Source organism: Trebonia kvetii (genome assembly GCF_007827045.1).
Lineage (GTDB): Bacteria > Actinomycetota > Actinomycetes > Streptosporangiales > Streptosporangiaceae > Trebonia > Trebonia kvetii.
In genome coordinates, this window is record NZ_RPFW01000001.1 from 857,903 (window position 1) to 883,496 (window position 25,594).

Here is a 25,594-nt window from a genome sequence, read left to right on the forward strand (position 1 = left end):
TCTCAAGGAGACGCCGTGACCGAACTGGCCACCATCCGGACTTCGCTCGAGCAGTGCTACGACGCGATCGAGTCGCTGGCCGGCCGGATGGACTACGCCCAGTGGCACGCGCAGTCCCTGTGCCCGGACTGGGACATGCGGGGCGTGGTCACCCATCTCGGGATGATGGAACGGGTGCTGACCGGCTGGCTGCCCGAGTCGGCAGACGACACGCCGCCGCTGGACCGGGTCGGCCCGTACCACGAAGAAATGGCCGCGCTTGACGACGCGGCGTTCGCGGCCCGGGTCGGCGAGATCTTCGCCGGCCGCCGGGCCGATCTAGCCTTGCTGACCGAGGCCGACCTCGCGAGGTCGTCCTGGACGCCGATCGGGCCGCGCGGCTATGGGGAGTTCCTGAAGATCCGGGTCTTCGATTTCTGGGTGCACGAGCGCGATATCAGCACCCCGCTCGGCTGGCCGTGCGACGACGCCGGGCCGCGCGCGGAGATCGCCCTCGGCCAGGTAACGGACTCGATCGGCTACATCGTCGGCAAGAAGATCGGACTGCCTGACGGCGCCAGCATCGTGTTCCACCTCACCGGGCCGGCGGGGCGCGACCTGCCGGTCGTGGTCGACGGCCGGGCCAAGGCGGTGGACCACGTCGAGCACCCGGACGTGGAACTGACCACCGACACGGTGACCTTCATCCAGCTGGCAGCGGGCCGGATCGACCCGCAGCGGCAGATCGACGCCGGCCTGGTGACCTGGACAGGGAACGACCAGCTTGGCGACCGGGCCGCCCGCAACCTGAGGTTCACCATCTGACCGAATACGACGGGAGTCGCGATGGGATTGCTCGACGGCAAGGTAGCCCTCATCACCCGGAGGCGCTCGCGGGCAGGGACGGGCCCACGCGGTTACGTGCGCGCGCGAGGGTGCCGACGTGATCGTCGCCGACGTCGCCGATCAGCTGCCGACCGTGCCCTACAAGCTCGCGACCGTGGACGACCTCGAGGAGACGGTGCGGCTCGTCGAGGCGCACGACCGGCGCGCGGTCGCGGTGAAGGCCGATGTCCGCTCGCAGGAGCAGCTCGACGCGGCAGTGGCGGCCGGCCTGGCCGAGTTCGGCAAGATCGACATTCTGATCGCGAACGCCGGCATCTGGACGCTCGGCTCGTTCTGGGAACTCACCGATGCGCAGTGGGACGAGATGATCGGCGTCAACCTCACCGGCGTCTGGAAGGCGGCGAAGGCTGTCGCGCCGCACATGATCGGCCGCCGCAGCGGGTCGATTGTGATAACCGCGTCGGTGAACGCCCTGGAAGCTGGCCAGTACACCGCGCACTACGTGGCCGCGAAGCACGGTCTCATCGGGCTGATGCGCAACATCGCGCTGGAACTCGCGCCGTACGGCATCCGGTGCAATGCCATCTGCCCCGGCGCGGTCAAGACGCCGATGACCAACCATCAGGGTGCCTGGGACATGTTCGCCGGCCACCCAGGCGGAACTGAAGAGGACATGACCGAGGCCGGGCACCATTACACGCTGCTCGCCGGCACATCCTGGCTGGACCCGCAGGACATAGCGAACGCCGCACTGTACCTGAACTCCGGGCTGGCATCGAAGGTCACCGGGGCGACCCTGCCTGTCGACGCGGGGCACCTGACCCTGTCCGGCTATAACCCGGTTATAACGCGGTGACGTTTGCCGGTGCCCGATTTCGCTAGGCGGCGCCTGCGGCGATTTCCAGGAGAGCGTCGGCCACCTTCTGCGGCTCGGTGATCATCAGGTCATGCCCGGTGTCGATGTCCCACAGCCGCCCGGCCGCCCTGGCCTGGTCGATGAGCCCCGGGTCCCTGGTGGCGATCGTCGAGGTGCAGACGACGTGGTACTGCGGTATGGCACGGAAGGCGGCCTCGTCGGTGAAGACAAGCGGCTGCTCGAAGCACTTCCACGGATGCGGCGTCAGCCGGTCGTTCATCCAGGCGACGTCGGCGGGGTCGGTGACGCCGTACCACATGCCGACGTCCGTGGTCTCCGGCCACAGCACGAGTTCGGTGCCGTCGATGGTCTTGCCGAACTGCCTGGTCCAGTTGATGTGATCGCCGGCCACGTCGGCGAGGGACTGGCCGTCCTCCGGGTTGGCGGCGTCGAGGTAGACCAGGCGCCGCACCTGGCCGGCGGCCCGGTCGGCGACGCCGGTGATGACCATCCCGCCGTAGCTGTGGCCCGCCAGGATCACGTCGGTGAGGTCCTCGTAGTGCAGCAGCGAGGTGATGTCGCGGATGTGCGTGTCCAGGTCGACCTGCGGGCTTACCAGGTGCGAGCGCTCGCCGAGTCCGGTGAGCGAGGGGGCGTAAACCTCGTGCCCGGCCGCCCTCAGCAGCCGTGCGACCCGTTGGTAGCACCATCCGCCGTGCCCGCCGCCGTGAACCAGGACATATATAGCCACGCTGCTTCCACTCCCAGTGAAGAGGCGTTTCAGTTAGCTAAGTGTGCAATATATCCTCTCGCCATGCCAGTCCCCCCTGGTCGGAAAGGTTGGCCACGGCTAGCGGCGGCTGACGGCCCTGGTGCGCGACTATCCCGGCCAGTAGGCCAGGGCCAGAAGCGCGAGAAGCGGGCCCGTGTTCGGGTCCGTGGCCTGTCCGGTCAGGATGGCGCCGAATGACTCCCCGAGCACCCAGATGAGGCCCGCCGTCGCGATGGCCAGGACAAGGCCCGCCTTGGCGGCAGGCGCGGGCAGCCACACGGCGACCGCGATCACCGCGAGGACCAGCGCCAGCGTGAGCGGAGCTGCCAGCCCCAGGGTGGCGGTAAAGACGGCGGCGTGCCTGTCGAGGGCGGCGAGCCAGGCCGGCTCGCCGTCACCGGCGTCCAGGATCTGCAGGGCCAGGGCCTGCGGTGCGCGGTTGCCCGGCCATAGGGCGGCGGAGGCGAGTATCAGCCAGCAGGCGGACCACAGCGACCGGGCGGCGCGGACGCCGACCGCTCCCGCCGCGGTGAACGGCGCTTGCTGCGCCGGGCGCTCTGACGGCCAGAGCAGCACGGCGAGCAGCGCGTAGAGGATGGCAGCGCCCGGGGCCCCGTTGAGCGGGCTCGCCATGCCCGCGAGCATGCCGCCGAAGCCCTCGCCGAGCCACCACACGGCGAGAGACCACACAGCAGAGGCGGCGAGACCGATGCGGGCCGTGCGCGGCCAGGCGATCCCGGCGGCGAGCAGGAGCTGGATGGTGGCGAACACCGCGTTGCTCAGCACGGCGTTCTGTTCAACCTGGCTGGCACTCCAGAGGATCGGGTCGCTTACCACGGCAGCGTTGCCCATGGCGGTCGTGGCCAGCGCCTTGCCGAAGGCCCTGGTGAACATGAAGGGCTGATACTGGAGCGCGGCGTCGAGCAGCCACACGCCCGCCAGGCCCAGCCGCAGCGCCGTCCCGGCGCCGGGACGGGTGCCTGGCCGCGCGGCGGAACCGGCGCCGAGCCCGGTGCGGCGCAGGGCGTAGGCGATCACGTCGTGCCGCCGGAACGGCTCGCCGCCTGAGCGAGTCCTTCGGCGTACGCGGCCCAGTACCGGCCCGCGACGGGACCGCCGTTGCACGGCCCGTCGCTGACGCCCGGGTCCTTGATCCAGAGATAGGCGTCGATCCCGGCCGGGCCCGGCGCGAGTCGCGGATCGGGCCCTGGCGCCCTGCCCGGCGGGTTGCACCACTGCGGACTGTCCGGCCCGCTATACGGGCCGTTGCCGTTCCTGCTTGTGTCGACGACGGCGCCTAGGTTGCCGCCGATCGCCGCCTCAAGCCGCTGGCTCCAGGCGACCGTGACGGCTGTCCACTGGAAGTTCGACACGTTCGCGGCAAAGCCCCGGCCGTACCGGATGCCCGCCCTGACCGCGGGGCCCGCGAGCACCTCGGGATCCGCGAACATGCCGGGGTTACCCGCGTCGAGGTAGACATAGACGTGCGGCAGCCGGCTCAGGCGGCTCATCGCGTAATCGAGCAGCCGATACCGAAGCGCCGCCCGTGCGGAACTGAGGCAGCCGCGCACGATGTCGGGCAGGGCGTCGGGCTCCACGATCACGATGTCACGGCCCGAGCCGATGGCGTCCGCGAGCTGGTTGATCCATGCCTCGTAGGCCGCTCCGTCAGTCCCGCGATTGGCCGAGTACTTTCCGCAGGTGTCGCGGTCGGGCAGGTTGTAGGCGACGATGACCGGAATCGAGCCCGCGCGCCTGCCCGCCAGCGTGGCCTGTCTGACCTCCTGCATCTCCCACTGCTGCCCTGCTGCCCACAGGGCCGCGGGCGTCCGTGCGATCGCCGTCAGCGCGGCCGCCTCGCCGGTGCGGCGGTTTCGCTCAAGCAGCGCGACCGTGTCATAAAGCTGCTGCTCCCGGTATGCGTACAGGGGGCCGCTTGGCGCGGGCTTCCCCGCGGCGGTGCTTGACCTGCTCGCTGCCGTCGGGCTCGGCCTGACGCCGGCGGGCGATCCCGAGCCGCAGGCGGCGACGAGGCTCAGCACGGCGACTAGCGCCGCCGTCAAGGCGAGAGCCGGCCAGTGGCGCCGTGACCTGAACATTGTCCGCATCTGCATTCAGGATCCCTATGAAACCCGCACCCAGGAGGCCGTCGAAGGAACCCCCCTGTCGTTGACGGCGAAGAGCATGTAGTAGCCAGGCGGCGTCAGGTTGGGGTTCGGCGGCACGGACACCTTCAGGTAGCCATTCCCGAGGTTGCTGAACTTCACGGCGATCGAGCGCTGGTTGACGTCGGTGACGTGCGTGGGGTTGTCCGGCCGCATCAGCCGCAGGTAGCGGATCCGCGAAGCCTGCGACACCTTGATGACGTAGCCGTCACCGAGCTTCATCGCCGTGGGCGCGCCGATGATGGACGGCCGGGAGCCCTGGAACATGTACGGCGGATCGTAAACGTCGATCTCCTGGTTGAAGGTCTGCGGCAGCGTGTCCTGCGCGTTGCCGAACAGGGGGTTGCCGCCCAGGGTCAGCACGCTGCCGTTGGGCAGCAGGATCCCGCCCGAGTGGTAGTCGCGGCCGGTGATCGAGTCGGCAGCCCGGGAGAACGCTTTGCCCGCCACGTTGTAGATGCGGGTGTCCCTGTTGTCGCTGCCGTGCATGCCTCGGTAGTACCGCGAGCCGCCGGTGACGAGCACATCGTCATCAGGCAGCAGCACCGTGATGGGGTAGCGGGTCGGCTCGGCGAGGCTCGGGCCCGGCGTCCACTGCGGGCTCGGTGCCGCCATGTCGAGCAGGGCCGTCCGCGCGGTCGCCGAGTTGGACTGCCCCACCCCGCCGCCGCCGAGAACCATGACGGTCTGGTTCTGCGCCGGCGGCAGCAGGACGGAGGCACTGGTCTCCAGGTCCTGCGGGTCCTTGATCCCTGGCACCGGCTTGAAGGCGTTGGTCTTGATGTTCCAGAACCCGGGCGTCCGCCAGGCGGGTGTCGCCGGGCCGTACCCCGAGTTGGAACCGGTGAAGAACAACTGCCCGTTCTCGGTCAGGAAGGTCGCCGGATACGTCGGGAACCCCCGGGTCGGGCCCTTGGTCCAGTTGCCGGTCTTGGGGTTGTACATCTCGTTCTGCATGGTGACCTGGCCCTGCCCGTTAAGGCCCGACATGGTCATGACCATGCCGTTGCCCATCTCCGCGAGCGTCGGGTACCAGCGGGCGTAGTTCATCGAGTTGACCTTGACGAACCGCTCAGTCTTGACGTCGAAGACGTAGGCGTCGTTCGTGCCCATGAAGTTCTGCTTCTGGAGTGTCATGGGCGTGCCGATCCCGAACAGCAGCGCGTTCGACTGCGAGCCGATCAGGCCCTGGACCTGGTAGCGAACGCTCTTGGACTGAAGCGATCCCTTGCCCTTCTTGACGGCGTCCACCCAGACGTTCTGCTGCCCGGGGGTGATGACCGGGTTCGCGCCGTTGGCAGCGGCCTTGCCGACGGTCGCCCTCGGCACCCTCAGCGGGAACGCCGACTTGAACTTCGCGCCGTCGGGAGCGGTGAAGACCGTGCCCTTCCCGAGGGTGAGTGCCTCCTTCATGTCGTAGTTGGTGACGGTCATGCTGCCGCCGGCGTACACCGGGTTGAGGTTCTCGTACCTGGCGGTGCCACCCGCGACAAGAATGTTCCCGTCAGGCAGTTCGATGTGCCCGGCGCAGAACACGTCCCACGGCGTGGGAATCAGCTTCATTCGCATCGTCGCAGGGTTGAACAGGAGCGTCTTGAACGTCCCCGCGTTGAAGAAGGACTGGTTGTTGCCGGAGCCCGCCATGATCAGGATGTCTCCGTTGTAGAGCAAGGTCGCGTGGATTCCGTTGACCCGGAATCCGGCTGGGATGTTCAACTCGTTCCACAGCCCGTACTTCGCCTCGTAGGCCGGCCTGGTGATCTGGTAGTGGTGGTACCAGTCCTCGACGGCCCCGCCGACGGTCGGCACGTTGGCGCCGATCACCCCGCACACCGCCACGACGCCGACAAGCGCGCTGATCAGGCGTCTGCCGCGGCGACGCGGCCGGAGACCCGGCGGTGCCGGCGGTGCCGGCGCGTCAAGGTCGCCTGACTGCAGTACATTGCTCATCTGATTCCCGCCTTTCGAATGCCCTGCCAGACAGAAGATCTTTGTTAAGCGGCGACTTCGGTCGCTTCCTCACGAGGGCTGCGCTGACGTTGCGGCGCCGGCGCCTTGCGCCCCCGGCGCTTGCCGAGCTTGACCAGGTGCTCGTCGAAGAGCCAGACGCCGATCGGCGCCAGGCAGACCGTCAAGATGATCGCCGTCCAGGCCATCATCATGGGATAGGGCCGGTGCCGTATTTCCGCGATGGTCAGGATGACCACGGGCACGACCGCCCAGATCAGCGAGTACCGGAACGTCGCCAGCCGGTCCGGGCTCGCCGAGTCACCCTTGGCGGTAACGTTGAAGGCCAGCTTCCGGTGGAACAGCACCTTGAGCAGGCTGCGCGCGTAGATCGGCGCGGTCAGCGCGGAGACCACCATGCCGGAAAGTCCTGATGACCCGGCAGGCTCATGCGGGCTGACGTTGTGCCGCCGCATGAACCGGTAGAGCATGAACTGAAGCCAGGCGATGTCGGCGTAGAAGCTGAGCCACCAGCCCTCGTTGCTGTGCAGGCTGCTGATACCGAAGCCCAGGTAGCAGGCGCTGATGGTGATGCCGAGCAGCCAGCCGATGGCGACGGACGGATAGTAGGTCAGCATCAGGAAGTAGTGCAGCATCGCGCCAGGGCGGAGCCTGAACCCGACGCGCCACACCTGGTGCAGTATGGCGTCGAACGTGCCCGCCGACCAGCGTGTCTGCTGGCCGAAGAACTCTGTCCATGATCGCGGCCCCTCGCCGACGGCGACCAGGTCAGGCGTGTAGACCGACCGCCAGTACCTCCCGGTGGCGGGGTTCTTCGTCGCATGGATCCGCAGGCTCGTCGCCATGTCCTCCGTGATCGACGCGACGTACCCCTTCTTGATGGCACTGATCCGCACGGCCGCGTTGGTGCCGACGAGCATGGCGCAGCGGCGGTGGTTGCCTGCCCGCTGGATGATGCTGTGGAACAGGTACTGTGCCGATTCCGCCCAGCGGGTGATCCGGCTCTCCTGGTTGCCGTAGAACTGGGGCCCGACGACGAACGCCACATCCGGATCACGGAAGTAGCCGAGCAGCCGCTCGGCCATGCTCGGCAGCGGCACGTGATCGGTGTCCACGAACATCACCACGTCGTACCAGCCGCCGTGTTCCCACAGCCACCGGTTGTGATTGCCGTGCTTGGTCTTGGCGGCGAAGGTACCGGCGTCGAAGTCCAGGTAGCCACGGTCCTTCCTGCTGAAGTGCCGGACGTTGAGGCGCTGGCACATCTCCTTGACCTCTGCCGAGTCGCCCTCGTCGAGCAGCCAGACGTCCAGCTTGCCGTCGTAGACGATCTTCTTCGCGGCGCGCAGCGTCCGCTCGGCCATCTCGACCGGTTCCTTGCCAGGGACGATCGTGGTGATGAACGCGACGCGGAGCCTCGTGTCCGGCGCCACAGGGATGGGGTCGCAGGCGACGAGGCACGCTCGCGAAACCGTGAGCACATTCGCCAGGAGGAACAGCTGCATCAGGATCGAGCCGCCCGCCATGCCAGCGAGCAGCAGGATGTAGGCGTCCATGCCGATGCCGTGCATGCCACCGCGCCACATCCAGCCGCCGAGATCCGGGTACTGCGACTTGAAGACCAGCCAGTACATGAACCCCATGTCCAGCGCAACGAGGACGAAGGCGATGAGCCGGGTCAGCAGCCATTCCCGCCTGCTGTGATGGATGCTGCGGTACTGCACCCGGTACGGCTGGCCCTCCGGCAGGCTGGTCAGCGGCCCCGCCAGGGCGGAGAACTGCTCGTACGCATAGCCCGAGCGGCCCAGTCCCTCATCGGCCTGGACGCGTTCACCGCCGGCCGTCATGTACGTCCGTGTGTCGGCGGGATCTTCGGCAAGCACTTCGCTGCCCGGGTTTCCGGGCGCCGGGGAGGTGTCAGGTGTCTCGTCTGCCTCGGCTGAGGCCTGGGCGGAAGATCCTTGACGTGTCCACATTTTTTGCTTCCTATCGGGATCGACGCGTTCCATCGAGGTCAATGCGGCAGTTCAGCTGATCATGCGCAGTGAATCCATCACGTAAGGAGAAGGCTGTTTGAAAATGGGCTGTTAAGGAGCAGCAAACAGCCGCCGACGTGGCGCATCCGAAAAATGCAACACGAACGGCCGTTAGTGACGGTGAAATGACTCACGCGCGGACGGTGCGCGAAGCGTCAGCTTGCGAGGCCGCGGGTTGCCTCGCCCCAAGTGAGTAACGTCTCGATAAACCGCGGCGATGGGTTGCGCGACTGCGCCCGCCCACCTAACGCTCGCCGCAAAGCAGGCACGTTCTCATTGACCCTATGACTCTCCCCCCAGCTCAGGCGCATCCGCCGTCGAGTGCCCACCTCCACCGTCCGGCAGGCACGCGAGCTCCCACTCATATGAGAGACACCTGCCGGCGACGACCGGTTCACGCCCATAAGGTTAATTTTTCAGACAAGGCAGGTTCGCCTTGCGTGATACCCACAGTGAACTTCAAGACCATAATGACCGACCAGTGTGATTTCGACATGTCAGGGATGAAACGGGCAAGTTAACAGGCGGGAACACCGGCATCATCGCAGTGCTCCAATCACGTCCGCCGTCGGCAAGAAGGCTCCGGGCCATTCTCACTATTTGGTTATGGGAGGACGTTCATTGATGAACTCGTTGATCAATAATGCCGTAGCAATGTGATATTTGACATATTTTACGCCCTAGCCGATGATCCGCCTGGAGGCGGCGGGGGCCTGGCCTAGCTGGAGACCGTGACGGTCTTGCTGGCCGTGGAGCCGTTGAAGTTGGCGTCGCCCGCACGGCCGGAGCACAAGCAGGCGTCTGGGTTAGCCAGACGCCTGCCTTGTGCTGTCTTAGACCCCGGCGAACTCGCCCGCCGAATCCGAATCCGGGTCCTGGTTCTCGTCCCCGGGATGCGTGTGCTCGGGCAGCGGGTCCCGCCTGCGCTGGTGGAGGGTCTTGTGCAGCCTCGCCAGGTAGTCCTCGGTGAACCCCTTGGTGCCCTTCTGGTGCACGATGCCCAGATGCTCGATGATGTCCGCTTCCGAGCCGTCATCATTGATTACTTGTGTTGACACGGTTCCCCTTCATTCCGCACCAGCACCTGGGGAGCATGTTTCCCTTCCGTAAGTCGGCTTAACCAGTGGCCATGCGAACGGCAAGTACACTGACGCGTATCGCGCGTGACGATCTGGGTCCCCTGGCCTGACTGGAAAGGCGGGCGGCGGGAAGCGTTCGATGGGCGGGTCGATAGCTGGCGGAAGGATCCCCGATGACCGATGAGGACCCATTTAAGGGCTGGTACCAACAGCAGCAGCCGCCCGCTGGCAACCCGGCGGACGAGACACGCGACATGACGATCGCGTCGCCGATGCCCGCTCCGGGCGGCGGCGCGGGAACCGGCGGCCCCGGAGTCGCCGGACCCGGCGTGAACAGCCCGGGAAACGGCGGCCAGGGATACGGCGGCCAGGGATACGGTGGCCCCGGCGGCGGCACGCCGCAGGGCGGCGCATGGCCCGCACAGCCCCCCGCGACCTCCTCACCCGGCGGGCCCGGCGGATACTCCTACGGCACCCAGTACGGCACGACGCCGGTGAAGGGCGGCCGGCGCTGGCGGTTCTGGGGGCAGCCGGGCCGCCGCGGGCGGCGGATCGCGCTGATCATCGGGATCGTCGTGCTCCTGCTCATCGCCTCGGTGGCCGGCACGTACTTCTGGGTCGATGGGAAGCTGCACAAGACCGTCACTCTTCCGGCCTTCACCGGGACGTCCGCGGGGACGAACTGGCTGATCGCCGGCTCCGACCAGCGAACTGGCATCAGCCGCGCCGAACGGGCCAAGCTGCACCTGGGCTCGACGGGCGCGGACGCATCCGACTCCCTGATGCTGCTGCACATGGGCGGCCCCAAGCCGGTGCTCGTCAGCATCCCGCGCGACTCCTACGTGCCCATCCCCGGCCACGGCTACAACAAGATCAACGCGGCGCTCGCGTTCGGCGGGCCCAAGCTGCTCGTGCAGACGGTGGAATCGGTCACCGGGCTGCGCATCGACCACTACATGAGCATCGGCTTCGTGGGCCTGGCCGGCGTGGTGAACTCGGTCGGCGGGGTGCGGATCTGCGTCACGACCGCGATCCCGCCCGACTCGTACTCGGGCTTCAAGGGCATGAAGGCCGGCTGCCACAACCTCAGCGGCTCGCAGGCGATCGCCTTCGTCCGCGACAGGCACTCGTTCGCCACCTCGGACCTGCAGCGGATCGAGGACCAGCGCGCGTTCCTCAAGGCGCTGCTGTCCAAGGCCACCTCGCCTGGCGTCTACCTCAACCCGTTCACCGCGCTCCCGTTCGCCTCGACGGCGGCGGGCTCTATCGCCGTCGACAAGGGCAGCAGCCTGTACGACCTGATCCAGGCGGCAATGGCGCTGAAGAACCCGGAAACGGGCACCGTGCCGATCGCCAACGCGGCCCTGCCGACCAGCGCGGGCGAGGCGGTGCAGTGGGACCGGGCGAAGGCGCTGGCACTTTTCGCCGCACTGAAGGACAACAAGCCGGTGCCTAAGGGGCTGCTGACCGGCACCAAGGTCGGATCCTAGAGCTAGCGCCCCGTCGCCAGTGGGGCAGGCGGCAACGCCTGCTCCGTTTCTGGCGGTTTGAGGAACGCTGTTTTGGTGTATCTGTACCTGTAAAGGTAGGTCTTGACATCGTGTTGCGTCGGTGCTTGCGGCGTCCCCCCGGCTCGCGGTGGCCGGGGCATGCCGCCATAAACCCCTCCGGCGTGCTGCGATCTGGCTTAACCGGAGGGTCTCATGAGCCGCATTGGGGTTGATGAGCAAACCAGCCTCGGCCTGTCCTCACGCGAAAGTGAGGTCATGTCGCTGATCGCCGGCGGGCACACCAACGGCGAAATAGCGGCACACCTGTTCCTAGCGGAGAAGACGGTCAAGAACCACGTGAGGCGCATCTACTCGAAACTCGGAGTACACAACCGTTCCGCCGCCATTTCGCACTGGCTGGCGGCGCGCACCGCTCGCACACCCGCACCAGACTCCTAGCCCCCATCCGGCACCGCGCGGGCGCCCGGCACGTCAAGTGCCGGGCGCTCTTCCCTGGGCGCCCGCTCGTCCCCATGCTGTCGCTTCGGCGTACATTTGGAATGCGACAGTCGTCCCCGAGGAAACATTCAGGGTTCCTTCAGCAAGGCGAGCGATGATGGCACCATGAACACGTCGATCAGCGAAGCGGGAACAGCGGCCGATGCCCGGCTGCTCGTCGTCGAGGACGAGCCGAACATCCTGGAGCTCCTCTCGGCCTCGCTCCGCTACGCCGGGTTCGAGGTGATCACCGCGTCCGGCGGCACCGAGGCGGTTCAGGCCGCCCAGCGGCACCGCCCCGACCTGATCGTGCTCGACGTGATGCTCCCCGACATGGACGGCTTCGACGTCATCAGGCGGCTGCGGGGCGGCGGCGCCCGCATCCCAGTCGTCTTCCTGACCGCGCGAGACGGCACCGACGACAAGATCCGCGGGCTCACGCTCGGCGGCGACGACTACGTCACCAAGCCGTTCTCGCTCGAAGAGGTCATCGCCAGGATCAAGGCCGTGCTGCGGCGCACCCGCGGCGACGGCGTTGAGCCGACGCCGCGGCTGAAGTTCGCCGACCTCGAGCTCGACGAGGAGTCGCACGAGGTGTGGCGCGGCGGCGCACAGGTGCAGCTGTCGCCGACCGAGTTCAAGCTGCTGCGCTACTTCATGTCCAACGCCAACCGGGTGCTGTCGAAGATGCAGATACTCGACCACGTCTGGGACTACGACTTCCGCGGTGACACCGGGATCGTCGAGTCCTACGTGTCGGTGCTGCGGCGGAAGATCGACACCAAGGAGCCACGGCTGATCCACACCCTGCGCGGTGTGGGGTACGTGCTGCGGCTCCCCTCGTCGTAACGGGGTGACTGGCATGCCGGAACCGGACATCCTTAACGAGGCGGCGACGCCTCCCCCGCCGCCTAGCCGGCGCGGGAACCAGCGGTTCCGGCGGTTGCGGAACCTTTCTGATCGCACCTCGCTGCGCACCAAGCTGATCACGGCGCTGCTCGGGCTGGTGATCATCGCGATCGCCGCCATCAGCGTGGCCAGCGTCGTGATGCTGCGCAGCTACGTGGAGACCAGGCAGGACAGCGACCTCAAGGCGGCCGCCGGCTACTACTTCAACTCACCGACGTTCCCCGACGGTAGCGCCAACCTTCCGACGATTTTCGGGCCTGGCGGCCGTCAGCAGATCCATCCCGGCACCGCGTACTCGTCGAACTCCGACGTGATCTGGGCGCTCCAGGTGCCGGGCAAGCAGGTGAGCTGGTACAACCCCCCCGGGCCGACCACCGGCAACACCCAGCCGACCCACCAGGCACCGCTGCCGCAGCTGCCGACAAGCAAGACCTGGGCGAACTCGCCCAATAGCGTGCTGCTCACGGTGCCAGCCCAGTCGGGCCCCGACAGCTGGCGGGTCATCGCGCAAACGCAGAAGTATCCCCTGGAAAACGGAACACAGGAGAAGTTCACCCTCGTCTTCGCTGTCGACCTCGGCAACATCAACGCGATGACCATGCGGCTGATTATGTTCGACCTGATCGTGGGCGGCGCGATCGTGATCGTGCTCGCCGCGGTCGGCGCCGGGGTCGTCCGGGCCAACCTGCGGCCGTTGGACGACATCGAGCTGATCGCCGGGCAGATCGCCGCCGGGCACCTGGACCACCGGGTTCCCGAGGGCGACCCGCGGACCGAGGTCGGCTCGCTCGGCCGGTCGCTGAACGCGATGCTGTCGCAGATCGAGCGGGCGTTCCGCGCGCAGGAGGCGTCCGAGCAGGCGGCCCACCAGTCCGAAGAGCGGATGCGGCGGTTCATCGCGGACGCGTCGCACGAGCTGCGCACGCCGCTGACCACGATCCGCGGCTTCGCCGCGCACTACCGGCAGCGGGGCGGCGCGAACGGCACCCGGTCGAAGGTCTCGGTCCCCGAGGGCTTGGCTCCTTCATCGTCCCGAACGGGTGCGGCTTACTCCGCCGGCGCCGGCAACTCCCCCGGCTCGCCTGGCGCCCAGGGAAACGATCTCCCATCCGGTGAACTGACGCCTGAGGAGCTCGACCACCTGATGGGCCGGGTCGAGTCCGAGGCGACGCGGATGGGCCTGCTCGTCGAGGACCTGCTCACGCTGGCCAGGCTCGATCAGCAGCGGCCGCTGGCCAAGGCGCCTGTCGACGTGCTTTCTGTCGCCGCCGACGCGGTGCAGGACGCGCGGATCGTCCAGCCGGACCGGCCGATCTCGCTGTCGGTGGCGCCGGGCACCGCGTTCCTGGTGGACGGCGACGAGGCCCGGCTCCGCCAGGTGCTCGGCAACCTGGTCAACAACGCGCTCACGCACACGCCGGCCGGGACTGCGGTCCGGGTGAAGATCGGCCGCGGCACCATGGCGGCCGACGAGGGCGCCGGGGGCGCCGGGGCCGACGAGTCGCGGCGGGACGGCGAGCGCCCTGACGGGGAGCACGCGGTGTCCGCGGTCGTCCTCGATGTCGAGGACGACGGCCCCGGAATGTCCGGCGATCAGGCGCAGCGCATCTTCGAGCGGTTCTATCGTGCCGACGCGGCCCGCAACCGGGCTTCCGGCGGAACGGGACTCGGCCTGGCGATCGTGGCCGGACTGGTGGCCGCGCACGGCGGCACCGTCTCGGTGCGCACCGCGCCCGGCCGGGGCGCGGACTTCCAGGTGAAGCTGCCGCTGTCCCCCGACGCGCTGGCGGCCGTGGACGAGGCCGACGACGACCTGCCCGCCTAGCGCGCGCGCAGACATATACCGCGTTTGGGGCAAGAATCGGGTCTATTTGACCTGGTTTGTCCCCCCGAAGTCAGTACATGTCTCGGGCGGGGGCAGGTGAGGGCGGCGGTCAGGCTTCGCGGCGGGCTGGCGGTGGCCGAGTGAGGGTGACTCGTGGGGGTGGAGAGTCAGCTCATCCCGTTCGGGATTATTGGATTTGCTTGAGCTGGGCCACCAGGTTGGCCATGCCTGTTTCCAGGAGGGTGAGGACGGCGGCGAAGTCGTCGGCGGTGCCGTAGTAGGGGTCGGGGACGTCGCGGCCGCCGAGGTCCGCGATCTCGCCGAAGAGCCTGATGCGGCCGGCGTCGGTGGCGGAGGCGAGTGCGCGCAGGTCGCGGAGGTTGGCTTCGTCCATGGCGAGGATAAGGTCGCGTCCCGGCAGCCAGTAGGCGTCGATCTGGCGGGCGTGGTGCGCCTCGCCGTCGTAGCCGGCGCGGGCCAGCTGGTCGCGTGCCCGGCCGTTCATCGCATCGCCGATGTGCCAGTCGCCGGTGCCCGCGCTGTCCACCACGACCTTGTCCGCGAGGCCTGCCTTGTCGAGCTGCGCGCGCAGGACTACCTCGGCCATCGGCGAGCGGCAGATGTTGCCGAGGCAGACACAGCAGATGCGGTAGGGACCGCCCGGGGTGCGCGGTGGCGGCAGGGTCAGGTCGGCGGGATGCGTCATGACGTCAATGATGCCGTAGTGCCTGGGCGGCCCCGCCCGCAGGAACCGCCAGCCACCCGCTCCTTGGAGGGGAGAAGGAGGCGGGTGGCTGGCGGGGCTGGGCGGGGGTGGTCAGTCTTCCGTGGATGCCTCCGTGACCGCCCTGGTCTTGATCTCCTCGACCACGGCCGGATCGGCCAGCGTGGTGGTATCGCCGAGCTCGCGGTTGTCCGCGACGTCCCGCAGCAGCCTGCGCATGATCTTCCCCGACCGGGTCTTCGGCAGCTCCGGCGTGAAGACGATGTTGGCAGGCATCGCGATCCGCCCGATCCGCATGGCCACGTGCTCACGCAGCTCGGTCAGCTTGGCTGGCGAGGCGTCAACGCCGGCCTTCAGCGTGACGTAGCTGACGATGGCCTGGCCGGTCTGCGCGTCAGCCCGGCCGACCACCGCGGCCTCGGCCACATCGTGATGATCGACCAGCGCGCTTTCGACTTCGATGGTGGATAGCCGGTGGCCGGAGACGTTCATGACGTCATCGACCCGGCCGAGCAGCCACAGGTCACCGTCGGAGTCGACACGGGCGCCGTCGCCAGTGAAGTACACGCCGTCGTAGCGGCTCCAGTAGGTCGCACGGTAGCGCTCGTCATCCTTGTAAAGACCGCGAAGCATCGCCGGCCATGGGCGCTTGAGCACCAGGTAACCGCCCGCGCCAGGCCCGACAGGCTCACCGCTCTCGTTGTAGACGGCCGCCTGGACGCCGGGGAACGGCCGGGTGGCCGAGCCCGGCTTGAGCGTCGTGACGCCCGGCAGCGGCGTGATCATGATCATGCCGGTCTCGGTCTGCCACCAGGTGTCGACCACCGGGGTATGGTCGCCGCCGATGTGCTTCCGGTACCAGATCCATGCCTCGGGATTGATCGGCTCGCCTACCGAGCCGAGCAGCCGGAGCGAGGACAGGTCGTGCTGCTCCGCGTACTGCGGTCCCCACTTCATGTGCGTGCGGATCGCGGTCGGCGCGGTGTACAGGACGGTGACCCGGTAACGCTCGATGATGTCCCACCACCGGTCCCGCTCGGGGAAGTCGGGTACGCCCTCGTACAGGACGCTGGTGGTGCCGTTGGCGAGCGGCCCGAACACGATGTAGCTGTGCCCGGTGATCCAGCCGATGTCGGCGGCGCACCAGTAGACCGTCGCCGGCGAGATGTCGAAGATGTAGTGATGCGTGGTGGCCACGCCCGTGAGGTAGCCCGCTGTCGTGTGCACGATCCCCTTGGGCTTGCCCGTGGTGCCGGAGGAGTACAGCAGGAACAGCAGGTCCTCGCTGTCCATCGGCTCGCACGGGCAGGCGGCGGGATCGTCCGGCTGCCCCGCTACGACGGACGCCCAGGTGTGGTCGCGGCCCTCGGTCAGCGCGGCGCCCTGGCCGGTGCGCTCGAGTACGACCACCGTGGTGACCTTCGGCGCGCGGCTGACCGCATCGTCGGCGTTGGCCTTCAGCGGCACGGTGCGGCCCTTCCGCCAGCCTTGGTCCTGGGTGATGAGGACCTCGCACTCCATGTCGGTGAGCCGCCCGGCCAGGGCCTCGGCGGAGAAACCGCCGAACACGACCGTGAACGGCGCACCGAGGCGCGCGCAGGCCAGCATGGCGATCGCCAGCTCGGGAACCATGCCCATGTAGATCCCGACCGGGGTGCCCTTGCGCACGCCGAGCTGGCGCAGGCCCGCGGCGAACCGGACGACCTCCCGCTGGAGGCCGGCGAACGTCAGCGCCCGCCGGTCTCCGAGCGGCTCGCCCTCCCAGAAGTACGCGACCTTGTCGCCGTTCCCGGCCTCGACGTGACGGTCGACGCAGTTGTAGCAGACGTTGAGCGACCCCCCGAGGTACCACTTGGCATAGGGCGGCTGCCATTCGTACAGGGTCTCGAAGTCACGGAACCAGCTGATCCGCGAGCGGGCCTCGCTGGTCCAGAACTCCTCGAAGTCACGCTCATAGATCGATGCGTCCGCATTCGCTGTCGCCGCGAATACCTCATCGGGCGGGAATCGCCGGTCCTCGGCGAGCGCCGTATCGATATCGCGGGAAAGCGGGCTGTCGTCAGTCTCGGGCACGGCCGTCACGTCTCCGGGCTCAGGCGTTTACGGTCGCGCGAACTGTGCGGGGCGCCAGGAGCGGGGGGCCGACCGGCAGCCTGAGCCTGTTGCCCGCGATGCCGTTGGAGACGCCGGCGGCGGAGGCGTACCAGGCCACGACCGCAGTGATGACGCCGATGACGCCGCCGACCTTCACGACCGACGTGTTCCCCGCGAAGTTCCCGATGAACAGGACGATCTCGGTGATCTCCAGGGTCAGGAAAACGCCGAACACCGCCAGGTTGAGCGCCGTGGACATGATGAGCATGTAGGTGTTGAATATCGCGAACGCGAGCAGGATCCAGCCGAGGTCGTGGTCCGCGGCGGAGGCGCTCGCGGCGTGCGGCGCCACGAACTGGACCCAGAGGAACAGGCCGATCCAGAATCCGCCGTACGTGGAGAACGCGGTGGCGCCGAAGACGTTCCTGTTCTTGAACTCCCACATGCCGGCGAGCAGCTGGATGGCACCGCCGTAAGCCAGCGCGTAACCCAGCCAGGCGCTGCCGGTAGCGGCGGTCATCCAGTTGGCGTTGGCGGCCGACAGCAGGAACGTGGTCAGCGCGAAGGCTGCTAGCCCGAGCGGGGCCGGGTCGGCGACAGGGGCGGCGGGGACAGTACGTGCTTCTTCTGACATGGCTTGCTCCATTGCGTCGTTGCCCTGGGTACTAAGGCGGAAAGTACGGTGCCGGCCGCGACCGCAGGCAAGCCGTGCGATGAATGCCGCGGATAATGCGCGGAACGGGCATGCCGGGGCGAGGAACGGTCGTGTACCGCCGGCAAGCGGTCATGAGGCAGGTTTTTAGCAAAAGGCGGGGTAACGCCGGCATTTTCGAGGGGTATCCGGGAAAGTGCCTGCGGGTTTATAGTGCGGCGATGGTGGTGCTCACTATCATGTTCGTTTCCGTTGCCGCGGCGCTCTGCTGCGCGTTCCTGTTCTGGAAGGCAAGCTCGCGCCGCGTTGGGGCACCGCCGCAACGAGCCACCTACGAGGTCCTGCACACGGCAAGCCAGGCGGTCTCCGTGCTGCGCGACGGCCTGACCCAAGCCACGGCGGTCAAGGCCGCACCGACCCTGCGTCACCTGCTCGGCACCCCGACAGTCGCCATCGCCGACCAGTCAGCCCTGCTCGCCTGCCACGGTTCCGACCAGCACGCCGAAGCGCTCGGCCGCCACCTGCGCGGCGTAGTGGCATCCGGCCGCTCGCAGTGGCTGTCCGCCTCCGATCTCGGCTGCGGACACGGCAGTGACTGCCTGATGCGGGCCGGCGTCGCCGTGCCGATCGCGGTCGACGGCGCGGTCATCGGAGCACTCGCGGCACTTGGCCCGTCCGCCGACGCGGCCCTGATGCGCACCGCGACCGAGGTCGCGAGTTTCCTGTCCACCCACTTCGCGCTTGCCGAACTCGACGCCTCCCGCACGCGCACGGTGCAGGCCCAGCTGAACTTTCTGCGGGCCCAGATAAGCCCGCATTTCGTCTACAACGCGCTTACCGCGATCGAATCGTTCGTCCGGTCTGATCCGGAGCGGGCGCGGGACCTTCTCGTCGGTTTCGCGGAATTCATCCGCTGGTCCTTCCGCGAGCACAGCCAGTATGCAACCCTGGCCGAGGAATTGCGGTTCGTGGATACCTATCTGGAACTGGAGCGCGCACGTTTCGGCGACCGCCTCGCGGTCAGCCTGCGAGTAGCCCCGGAGGTACTTCCCGTGCGGGTGCCGTCGCTCGTGCTGCAGCCCCTGGTGGAAAACGCCGTCAGGCACGGCCTTGAGCGGTTCGCCGGAACCGCCCGGCTGCAGATCTCCGCGGAAGACGGCGGCCACGAGGCCATCGTCACGGTCGAGGATCACGGCATCGGAGTCGATCCGGAGCACCTCGCCGACGTGCTCACGGGGCGGACAGGCGGCCAGTCTGTCGGGCTGCGCAACGTCGACGAGCGACTTCGCGCCACCTTCGGCAACGACCACGGGCTGACGATAGAAACCGGGGTAGGCGCGGGGACGAAGGTCACGATGCGCCTGCCTAAGTTCGCCCCGGAGGTGAGCGCGCAATGAGCCCTCTGCCGGCCTCACCGCCCGCCACCCCACGCACCGCGTCGGCGCTGGTCATCGACGACGAGGCGCCAGCCAGGGACGAGCTGAGCTACCTGCTGCGCACCACATTCTCCATCGCGCCGGTGGATGCGGCGCAGAATTCAAGCGATGCATTCCGCTACCTGCAGGAGCGGTCTTATGATGTCGTTTTCCTCGATGTCAGGATGCCCGCGCTCAACGGGATCGAACTCGGCAATATCCTGCGCAGGTTCGCCACTCCCCCGGCTATCGTTTTCGTCACCGCCTTCGAGGAATACGCGGTCCGCGCCTTTGAGCTCGGCGCATGCGACTACCTGCTGAAACCGGTATCGGCGGAGCGGCTGAGCACCGCACTGGGGCGTGCGCTCAAACGCTCGCCCGATCACCCGGATTCGCCGGACGACGACCCATTCGCCACGATCCCGGTCGAGACAGCGGGACGCACCAGATTCATCCCCCGCGAGCAGGTGCGCTGGGTGGAAGCCGAGGGGGATTACGTGCGGCTGCACACCACGGAAGGCGGCGCTCACCTGCTGCGCATGCCCATTTCTCATCTGGAGGAACGCTGGTCTTCCTACGGGTTCATCCGCATACACCGCGGCTTCCTCGTGCAGTTCAAGCACATCACCGAATTCTCGGTGACTAATGGCGTTCATGCCGTAACAGTCGCCGGCCGTTCCCTGCCGGTAAGCCGGCGTCACGTGCGGGACGTCCGCGACCGGATCCTCCGGGCCGGAAGGCGTGGCTTAACGTGACCGCACCCGAGCCTGGCGATACCGCGCCTGCACTCGGCGATACCGCGCCCGGCCTCGGCGATCCCGCGCCCGGCAGGCAGCGCGTTGTCTGGCGGCCCGATCAGGTCCTTGTACAGCACGACATTCCGGGACTGAGCGACCTGCGCGACGATACGAGTGCCGGCCGCCTGCTGCTGAAGTCGTTCGTGCGCGCGCAGCTTGGCCTGTCCCTCATGTGCCTCACGTTCGCGCTCACGGTGACCGCCTCGTTCCCGCTGATCGCGGCCATGGTGCCGGCCGTCGCCAGGATCACGGTCGCCGGCGTCCCGCTCACGCTGATCGTCCTCGGGTTCGCGTTCTACCCTGTCTTTCTCGCGGTCGGCTGGTTCTACAACCGTCACGCGCGGCAGCTCGAGGCCCGGTTTACCAGCCTGGTCGACCCGGTGAGCCGACGGCCCGATGCCTGACGCGGCCGTCGGTGCCATCGCTTTCGTCACGCTGCTGACGATCATCGTCGGCGCGCGCGGCATCCGGGTCGCGAGGACACCGGATGACTTCATGGTCGCCGCCCGCCGGGTTCCGCCGGCCCTCAACGCGGCCGCCATCTCGGGCGAGTATCTCTCCGCCGCCTCCTTCCTCGGCATTGCCGGGCTTGTCGTGGTGCAAGGCCTCGGCGCACTGTGGTACTCGGTCGGCTACACCGCCGGCTACCTGGTCCTGCTGCTGCTGGTGGCGGCGCCGTTGCGGCGTTTCGGCGCGTACACCATCCCCGACTTCGCCGTCGGCCGGCTGGGATCCCGCGGGTTGCGGCAGACGGCGACCGCGCTCGTGCTCGTCATCGGCTGGTTCTACCTACTGCCGCAGATGAAGGGCGCGGGCATCACGCTGCAATGGGTGCTCGGCACGCCGTACTGGGTGGGCGCGGCGACGCTCGGCGTGGTCGTGAGCTGCAACATCGCGATGGGCGGCATGAAGGGAATCACCTTCGTGCAGTGCTTTCAGTACTGGCTGAAGCTGTGCGCGATCGGCATTCCCGCGCTCGTGCTGCTGATCGCCGCAGGGCACCATTCCAGTCCCAACCTGACCCCGGACCGCGCCGCGGTATTCACCCGGGCCACCGTCGTCACGATGACGCAGGAGACCGGTTTCACCCTGACCAGCTCCGCGCAGGCCACGGTTACCGGCCTTCTCGACCAGCGCACGTACCGGGACCAGGCCGTGCGGCTATGCGCATGCCGGCACGTCGCGGGCGCGAGCACCCGCATCGGCTTCGCCGCCGGCGCTCCCGTCCCGGTCAGCCTGGCGATGGAACCGTCCTCGAGCGAATCGTGGGATTCCCCGTTCCTGACTTCGACCACAAGCGGCGCCCACCCGCTGGCGGCGACGTACGGCGTCATCATCGCCACGTTCTTCGGCGCGATCGGGCTACCGCACATCCTGGTGCGGTTCTACACCAACCCGGACGGCGAGGCGGCCAGGCGGACGACGCTGATCGTGGTCCTGCTGCTGAGCAGCTTCTACCTGTTCCCGACGGTGCTCGCGGTGCTGGCCCGTGCGCAGGCACCCCAGCTCTACCTCTCCAGCGACTCCGACAGCATCGTCCTTGCCCTGCCATCGGTGCTGCTACCCGGGCTGCCTGGCGAACTGCTCGCGGCGCTCGTCGCCGCGGGGGCGTTCGCCGCCTTCCTGTCCACCTCGTCCGGTCTGCTCGTCAGCGTGGCCGGCGCACTGTCGCACGACTTCCTTAAGCGCGGAGTCACCACATTCCGCTGGTGCGCGATCAGCGCGGGCGCGATCGCGACCATCGCCGCCCTCCTGGTCGAGCGCTTCTCGCTGGCCCTCCTGGTGGGCTGGGCCTTCGCCATCGCGGCGTCGTCGTTCTGCCCGCTGATGGTGCTCGGCATATGGTGGCGCCGGCTCACCAGGATCGGCGCCATGGCGGGCATCGTCATCGGCGGCGGATCATGCCTGGCGGCCATTGTGTCGACGATGCTCGGCGTGGCGCAAACCGGCTGGGGCGCGGTGCTCACCGGCCAGCCCGCGATCTGGACGGTCCCGCTGGCGTTCGGCGTGATGACCGTGGTGTCGCTGCTTACGCCGCGAACCCTCCCCGCCAACGTCGGCCAGGTGATGCTGCGGATGCACCTGCCCGAGGCGCTCAGCAGGCAGGTGGCCTACCGGACGGCGAGCCAGGCGTCGTGGCACGCACCAGACCGGCGGGCACCTGGCCCGTGACGGAACGGGCTTCTGCTACCTCAGCCGCGGCTGGAGCAGCCTGATCTCCTGCGTGCAGGCGCTGACAGGCTTGTTTCCTGTCAGCGTGCAGATCGCTGCGGTGATGTAGTTCGCCGAGGCGTCGATCTCCCTGCCCAGTGCGCTGGAGGGGTCGCGCACGGCCGCGGTTATCTGGCTCCAGGTCTTATTCGCCAGGTCCTGGGGGCCGTACGGGATGAGCACCGATATCTCGACGTACCGGTTGCCGATGTCGATGAAGGGAATCGCGTTGCCGGCGTCGTACCTGGCCAGCGTCGCCTGCTGCAGTGCCGACGGACTCTGCAGCGGGGTATAGCCACCGGTGGCACGGTCGGGAACGCTGCTGCTCATCTCGACCGGGGTAAACGCGAGGTATCTGCTGGCATATGACGAGCCGTAGAACGTCCAGGTCGGCGTCGCCGGGTACGGCTCCCGCTGTCCGGATCCCGCGGTGACCGCGGAACGGTCGGAAGTGAGCCCTGAGAACGAGCCGAAGCGGCTGAGCGACACGATGAGCGGCCAGCGCAGCGCAGCGCAGTACGGGCAGAACCCCGCGCCCACGTACAGCACCTCCGGCTTACCACCAGCGGTGAGCGGCGGGCCGGTGACCGGGGCGAGGTAGCCGCCGCCGACCGCGGTCGCAGATCCGATGTCGCCGGTGGCCAGAGACCCGCCGCCGACAGCGTCCAGGGTGCGCCCGGGCACCGTGGTCAGGTCATGCACCGTGGCGGCCAGTGCCGCTCCCGGCGGAAGCCCCTGGCACTGGCGACCTAGGACTCTGGTGCGGACCTGCGGCCTTCGCGACGCTGGAATCAGCAACTGGACATGCGCCGCTAATGGACGAGGTGATGTCCCCATGTGGCGTTCCATAACCGCCGCCTGCTGCGGATTGGCGCTTGCTGCCGCGGTGCTGAGCGGGACGGCTGCCGCGGCCGGCCCGGGTCCCCTGCCGGAGGGACCAGCCGGACCGCTGGCGACCATGCCCGGCGGAAGCCTGGCGCAGCCGCCGCCGCTTGCCGGACTGTCCGCGGCCACCGCACGCTGCCCCGCGCCACCCTACGGGCCGCGGCACTACGCGCCGGGCACCGGGAAGACCGTCGCTCTCACCTTTGACGACGGACCCGGCAAGACCACCGCAGCAGTCCTGAGCATCCTGGCGAAGTACAAGGTTCCCGCGACGTTCTTCAACATCGGAGCGAATATGGCGGGCCGCCCGACGCCCGTCCGCACCGAGGCCAAGGACCGGTACGTGCTTGGCAACCACACCTGGGACCACCCGGACATGACGCGGCTGTCCGCGGCACGGCAAGCCACGGAGATGGACCGGGCAAACGCCGAGCAGCGCACCCTCACCGGCACCGTAGCGTGCGTGTTCCGCCCTCCGTACGGCACCTATAACGCGACCACGCTGCGACTGGCGCAGCAGCGCCGGATGAGCGTGTGGCTGTGGTCGGTCGATACCGAGGACTGGAAGGCGCACGGTCCGGGCTCCGACTCCGCCTACTGGGTGCAGCGCATCATCCGGCTTGCCGAGACCGAGGGCGGCAGGCTGCACCATCCGGTCGTGCTGATGCATAACCAGGCGGCGGGGAACCCGGCGACCGTGAAGGCGCTTCCCGTGATCATCAAGTACTTCCGCTCTCACGGCTACCGGTTCGTCACGCTCTAGCCATGGCCAGCCTGGCCTGGCCTTAGCTGGCCATGGCCATTCCTGAGCGCTTACCCAGGCAGCGGCTTGGTCGTCAGCTGGTAGTCCTCCTTGATGCGGCCGTCGTCGTCGACCAGCAGGAAGACGCGGGATGTCCAGTCGACCACCCCGTCGGGCGTGACCAGTTGAGCGGTAAACATGACGATGTCACCGTGGCACGTCACGTCGCCGGCGCCCTGGACCGTGTACTTGCCGCTGGCGACGAACGCCTCGTGTGCGCGGATGACCCTCGCCTCGAGTTCCTCGTAGCCGTGGAACTGGACTTCGAACACGAATTCCGTGGCGTCTGGCAGCCAGATGTCCTCGATGGCCGCACGGCGTGTGCTGGCGTCCGGCTCGTTGAACACGGCGAGGTAGCGGGCCGCAATCGCGGTGGTGTCTAGATCGGTGGTCTGTGACATGGTGCTGCGTCCTTTCCGGCTGTCCGTCCTGGCTGACGGCCTGTTCAGGCCGACAAGACGAGCCTCGACGCTCCCGTTACAGGAGAGTCAAGCCGGTCGTGGTGCAGAAGTCCGGACTATAGGCCTCGCACGTACTGACGTCCGACACTGGTGGTGTGAGTTCGCCTGGCATCTACTGAGATAAAGGGGGTCGGGATATGCACGCCCTGAATTTCGGAGGTACGTCGCGGCACCGGCTGCCGGCTATAGCGACGGCCGTGCTGCTCGGATCGTTCATCGCGCTGCTGGCTCCGGGCGCGCCTGCCGCCAGCGCGACTCCAGTCGGCGCCAGTCTGGCTGCCGCCACGGTCGCGTGCACGTCGACAGCGCATCCTGTGGTAGCCGCCGCGCTCACGCGTGACATCCAGGCAGCGCGGCGCGGCCGCTCCTCCACGGTGGCGGTATGGGTCGACGATCCCGGCGCGGGGATTACCTGCTCGCTGAGCGGGTCCGCGCACTTCGACTCGGCCAGCATCGTGAAGGTGACCATCCTCGGCGCGGTGCTGCGCAAGGCGCTGGATCAGGACCGGTACCTGACCGGCAACGAGGTGACCCTGCTGCGCGCCATGATCACCAAGTCAGACAACAACGCCGCGTCCACGCTGTGGGCACGGCTCGGGCACTCGTACCTGCAGCACTTCCTTAACCTCGCCGGGATGCGGCAGACGGTTCTTGGGCCCGGCGGCTACTGGGGCCTGACTCAGGTCACCGCGCATGACGAGATGCTGTTGCTGCGGCTGTTGCTAAAGTCCAACACGGTGCTCTCCAACAATTCCCGCGCCTACGCGCTCGGCCTGATGGCCCAGGTCATTTCTTCCCAGCGGTGGGGCGTCCCGGCGGGCGCGCCGCGCACCGTCACCGTCCACGTGAAGAACGGATGGCTTCCTCGCGCCACCCACGGCTGGCGCATCAACAGCATCGGCGGCTTCACCTGGTCTAAGGGCTGGTACAGCATCGTGGTGCTGTCCATGGACAACCCGACCATGTCCTACGGGATTACTACCGTCGAGACCGTCGCCCGGGTCATCCACCGCGACCTGAACCCGACGGTGAAGTCCGTAGTCCCGCCGTCCACGCCGAGCCCGAGCTGGGGAACGCCGGACGAGCTGATCCCGGCACTCCCCGCCACCCCGTAGCAATCCGGCTGCTGG

Annotated in this window: 22 protein-coding genes and 1 pseudogene; 12 read left to right on the forward strand and 11 right to left on the reverse strand. The window is 68.0% G+C overall.

Going from position 1 to position 25,594, the window contains the following annotated elements:
* Positions 1 to 15 precede the first annotated feature (15 nt).
* Positions 16 to 804, forward strand: coding sequence for a maleylpyruvate isomerase family mycothiol-dependent enzyme (locus EAS64_RS03775; protein ID WP_222848960.1), 789 nt, complete (start codon positions 16 to 18; stop codon positions 802 to 804).
* A 70-nt stretch (positions 805 to 874) separates the two neighbouring features.
* Positions 875 to 1,681 (forward strand): annotated as a pseudogene (locus tag EAS64_RS03780) (mycofactocin-coupled SDR family oxidoreductase); the annotation flags it as partial.
* Positions 1,682 to 1,703: 22 nt separating this feature from the next.
* Here the strand turns inward: EAS64_RS03780 and EAS64_RS03785 are convergent.
* The 6 genes from EAS64_RS03785 to EAS64_RS03810 all read right to left on the reverse strand — a co-directional run bounded on the left by EAS64_RS03785 (position 1,704) and on the right by EAS64_RS03810 (position 9,680).
* On the reverse strand, positions 1,704 to 2,432 hold the full coding sequence (locus EAS64_RS03785) for an alpha/beta fold hydrolase (RefSeq protein ID WP_145851289.1): 729 nt from the start codon (positions 2,430 to 2,432) through the stop codon (positions 1,704 to 1,706).
* A 129-nt stretch (positions 2,433 to 2,561) separates the two neighbouring features.
* Positions 2,562 to 3,491, reverse strand: a complete 930-nt coding sequence (locus tag EAS64_RS03790) for a hypothetical protein (protein ID WP_145851290.1) — start codon at positions 3,489 to 3,491, stop codon at positions 2,562 to 2,564.
* Positions 3,488 to 4,561, reverse strand: a complete 1,074-nt coding sequence (locus EAS64_RS03795) for a glycoside hydrolase family 6 protein (RefSeq protein ID WP_222848961.1) — start codon at positions 4,559 to 4,561, stop codon at positions 3,488 to 3,490. Before EAS64_RS03795 ends, EAS64_RS03790 begins: the two co-directional genes overlap by 4 nt.
* Positions 4,562 to 4,576: 15 nt before the next feature.
* On the reverse strand, positions 4,577 to 6,568 hold the full coding sequence (locus EAS64_RS03800) for a galactose oxidase early set domain-containing protein (protein WP_145851292.1): 1,992 nt from the start codon (positions 6,566 to 6,568) through the stop codon (positions 4,577 to 4,579).
* Positions 6,569 to 6,612: 44 nt separating this feature from the next.
* Positions 6,613 to 8,562 carry a glycosyltransferase family 2 protein gene (locus EAS64_RS03805; RefSeq protein ID WP_222848962.1) on the reverse strand — a complete coding sequence of 650 codons (1,950 nt, stop codon included), beginning with the start codon at positions 8,560 to 8,562 and terminating at the stop codon, positions 6,613 to 6,615.
* 893 nt (positions 8,563 to 9,455) lie between these two features.
* Positions 9,456 to 9,680, reverse strand: coding sequence for a hypothetical protein (locus EAS64_RS03810; protein WP_145851293.1), 225 nt, complete (start codon positions 9,678 to 9,680; stop codon positions 9,456 to 9,458).
* 194 nt (positions 9,681 to 9,874) lie between these two features.
* On the opposite strand from EAS64_RS03810, the gene EAS64_RS03815 reads away from it, so the two are divergent.
* The 4 genes from EAS64_RS03815 (at position 9,875) to EAS64_RS46645 (ending at position 14,423) form a co-directional block, all read left to right on the forward strand.
* Complete coding sequence (locus tag EAS64_RS03815; protein WP_246115510.1) at positions 9,875 to 11,191, forward strand: LCP family protein; 1,317 nt, start codon at positions 9,875 to 9,877, stop codon at positions 11,189 to 11,191.
* Between the two features lie 213 nt (positions 11,192 to 11,404).
* The gene (locus tag EAS64_RS03820; protein WP_145851294.1) at positions 11,405 to 11,650 is read left to right on the forward strand and encodes a response regulator transcription factor; all 246 of its coding nucleotides are present in this window, start codon (positions 11,405 to 11,407) and stop codon (positions 11,648 to 11,650) included.
* 165 nt (positions 11,651 to 11,815) lie between these two features.
* Complete coding sequence (locus EAS64_RS03825) at positions 11,816 to 12,538, forward strand: response regulator transcription factor (RefSeq protein WP_145851295.1); 723 nt, start codon at positions 11,816 to 11,818, stop codon at positions 12,536 to 12,538.
* 13 nt (positions 12,539 to 12,551) lie between these two features.
* Positions 12,552 to 14,423 (forward strand): sensor histidine kinase, encoded by a 1,872-nt coding sequence (locus EAS64_RS46645; RefSeq protein ID WP_145851296.1) that lies wholly within the window; start codon positions 12,552 to 12,554, stop codon positions 14,421 to 14,423.
* A gap of 187 nt (positions 14,424 to 14,610) precedes the next feature.
* Here EAS64_RS46645 and EAS64_RS03835 read toward each other — a convergent pair whose 3' ends face one another.
* The 3 genes from EAS64_RS03835 to EAS64_RS03845 form a co-directional block, all read right to left on the reverse strand.
* A complete protein-coding gene (locus tag EAS64_RS03835; RefSeq protein WP_439333580.1) occupies positions 14,611 to 15,129 on the reverse strand; it encodes a low molecular weight protein-tyrosine-phosphatase in 519 nt (172 codons plus the stop codon).
* Positions 15,130 to 15,240: 111 nt separating this feature from the next.
* The gene (gene acs / locus EAS64_RS03840; protein ID WP_222848963.1) at positions 15,241 to 17,220 is read right to left on the reverse strand and encodes an acetate--CoA ligase; all 1,980 of its coding nucleotides are present in this window, start codon (positions 17,218 to 17,220) and stop codon (positions 15,241 to 15,243) included.
* A gap of 19 nt (positions 17,221 to 17,239) precedes the next feature.
* The gene (locus EAS64_RS03845; protein ID WP_145851297.1) at positions 17,240 to 17,875 is read right to left on the reverse strand and encodes an acetate uptake transporter; all 636 of its coding nucleotides are present in this window, start codon (positions 17,873 to 17,875) and stop codon (positions 17,240 to 17,242) included.
* 239 nt (positions 17,876 to 18,114) lie between these two features.
* Between EAS64_RS03845 and EAS64_RS03850 the strand changes: the two genes are divergently transcribed.
* From EAS64_RS03850 to EAS64_RS03865, 4 genes are read left to right on the forward strand one after another with little or no spacing between them, the layout of a single operon-like run.
* Positions 18,115 to 19,290, forward strand: a complete 1,176-nt coding sequence (locus EAS64_RS03850; RefSeq protein ID WP_222848964.1) for a sensor histidine kinase — start codon at positions 18,115 to 18,117, stop codon at positions 19,288 to 19,290.
* The gene (locus EAS64_RS03855; protein ID WP_145851298.1) at positions 19,287 to 20,063 is read left to right on the forward strand and encodes a LytR/AlgR family response regulator transcription factor; all 777 of its coding nucleotides are present in this window, start codon (positions 19,287 to 19,289) and stop codon (positions 20,061 to 20,063) included. The genes EAS64_RS03850 and EAS64_RS03855 overlap by 4 nt, the downstream gene beginning before the upstream one ends.
* Complete coding sequence (locus EAS64_RS03860; RefSeq protein WP_145851299.1) at positions 20,060 to 20,509, forward strand: DUF485 domain-containing protein; 450 nt, start codon at positions 20,060 to 20,062, stop codon at positions 20,507 to 20,509. Before EAS64_RS03855 ends, EAS64_RS03860 begins: the two co-directional genes overlap by 4 nt.
* A complete protein-coding gene (locus tag EAS64_RS03865) occupies positions 20,502 to 22,277 on the forward strand; it encodes a sodium/solute symporter (RefSeq protein ID WP_145851300.1) in 1,776 nt (591 codons plus the stop codon). Before EAS64_RS03860 ends, EAS64_RS03865 begins: the two co-directional genes overlap by 8 nt.
* A 15-nt stretch (positions 22,278 to 22,292) precedes the next feature.
* On the opposite strand, the gene EAS64_RS03870 is transcribed toward EAS64_RS03865, so the two are convergent.
* Positions 22,293 to 23,018 (reverse strand): DUF929 family protein, encoded by a 726-nt coding sequence (locus tag EAS64_RS03870; RefSeq protein WP_187365670.1) that lies wholly within the window; start codon positions 23,016 to 23,018, stop codon positions 22,293 to 22,295.
* 133 nt (positions 23,019 to 23,151) lie between these two features.
* Between EAS64_RS03870 and EAS64_RS03875 the strand changes: the two genes are divergently transcribed.
* Positions 23,152 to 23,964 (forward strand): polysaccharide deacetylase family protein, encoded by an 813-nt coding sequence (locus EAS64_RS03875; protein ID WP_187365671.1) that lies wholly within the window; start codon positions 23,152 to 23,154, stop codon positions 23,962 to 23,964.
* A 50-nt stretch (positions 23,965 to 24,014) separates the two neighbouring features.
* On the opposite strand, the gene EAS64_RS03880 is transcribed toward EAS64_RS03875, so the two are convergent.
* The gene (locus tag EAS64_RS03880) at positions 24,015 to 24,404 is read right to left on the reverse strand and encodes a hypothetical protein (protein ID WP_145851302.1); all 390 of its coding nucleotides are present in this window, start codon (positions 24,402 to 24,404) and stop codon (positions 24,015 to 24,017) included.
* 257 nt (positions 24,405 to 24,661) lie between these two features.
* On the opposite strand from EAS64_RS03880, the gene EAS64_RS03885 reads away from it, so the two are divergent.
* Positions 24,662 to 25,579 carry a serine hydrolase gene (locus EAS64_RS03885; protein WP_246115511.1) on the forward strand — a complete coding sequence of 306 codons (918 nt, stop codon included), beginning with the start codon at positions 24,662 to 24,664 and terminating at the stop codon, positions 25,577 to 25,579.
* Positions 25,580 to 25,594 lie beyond the last annotated feature (15 nt).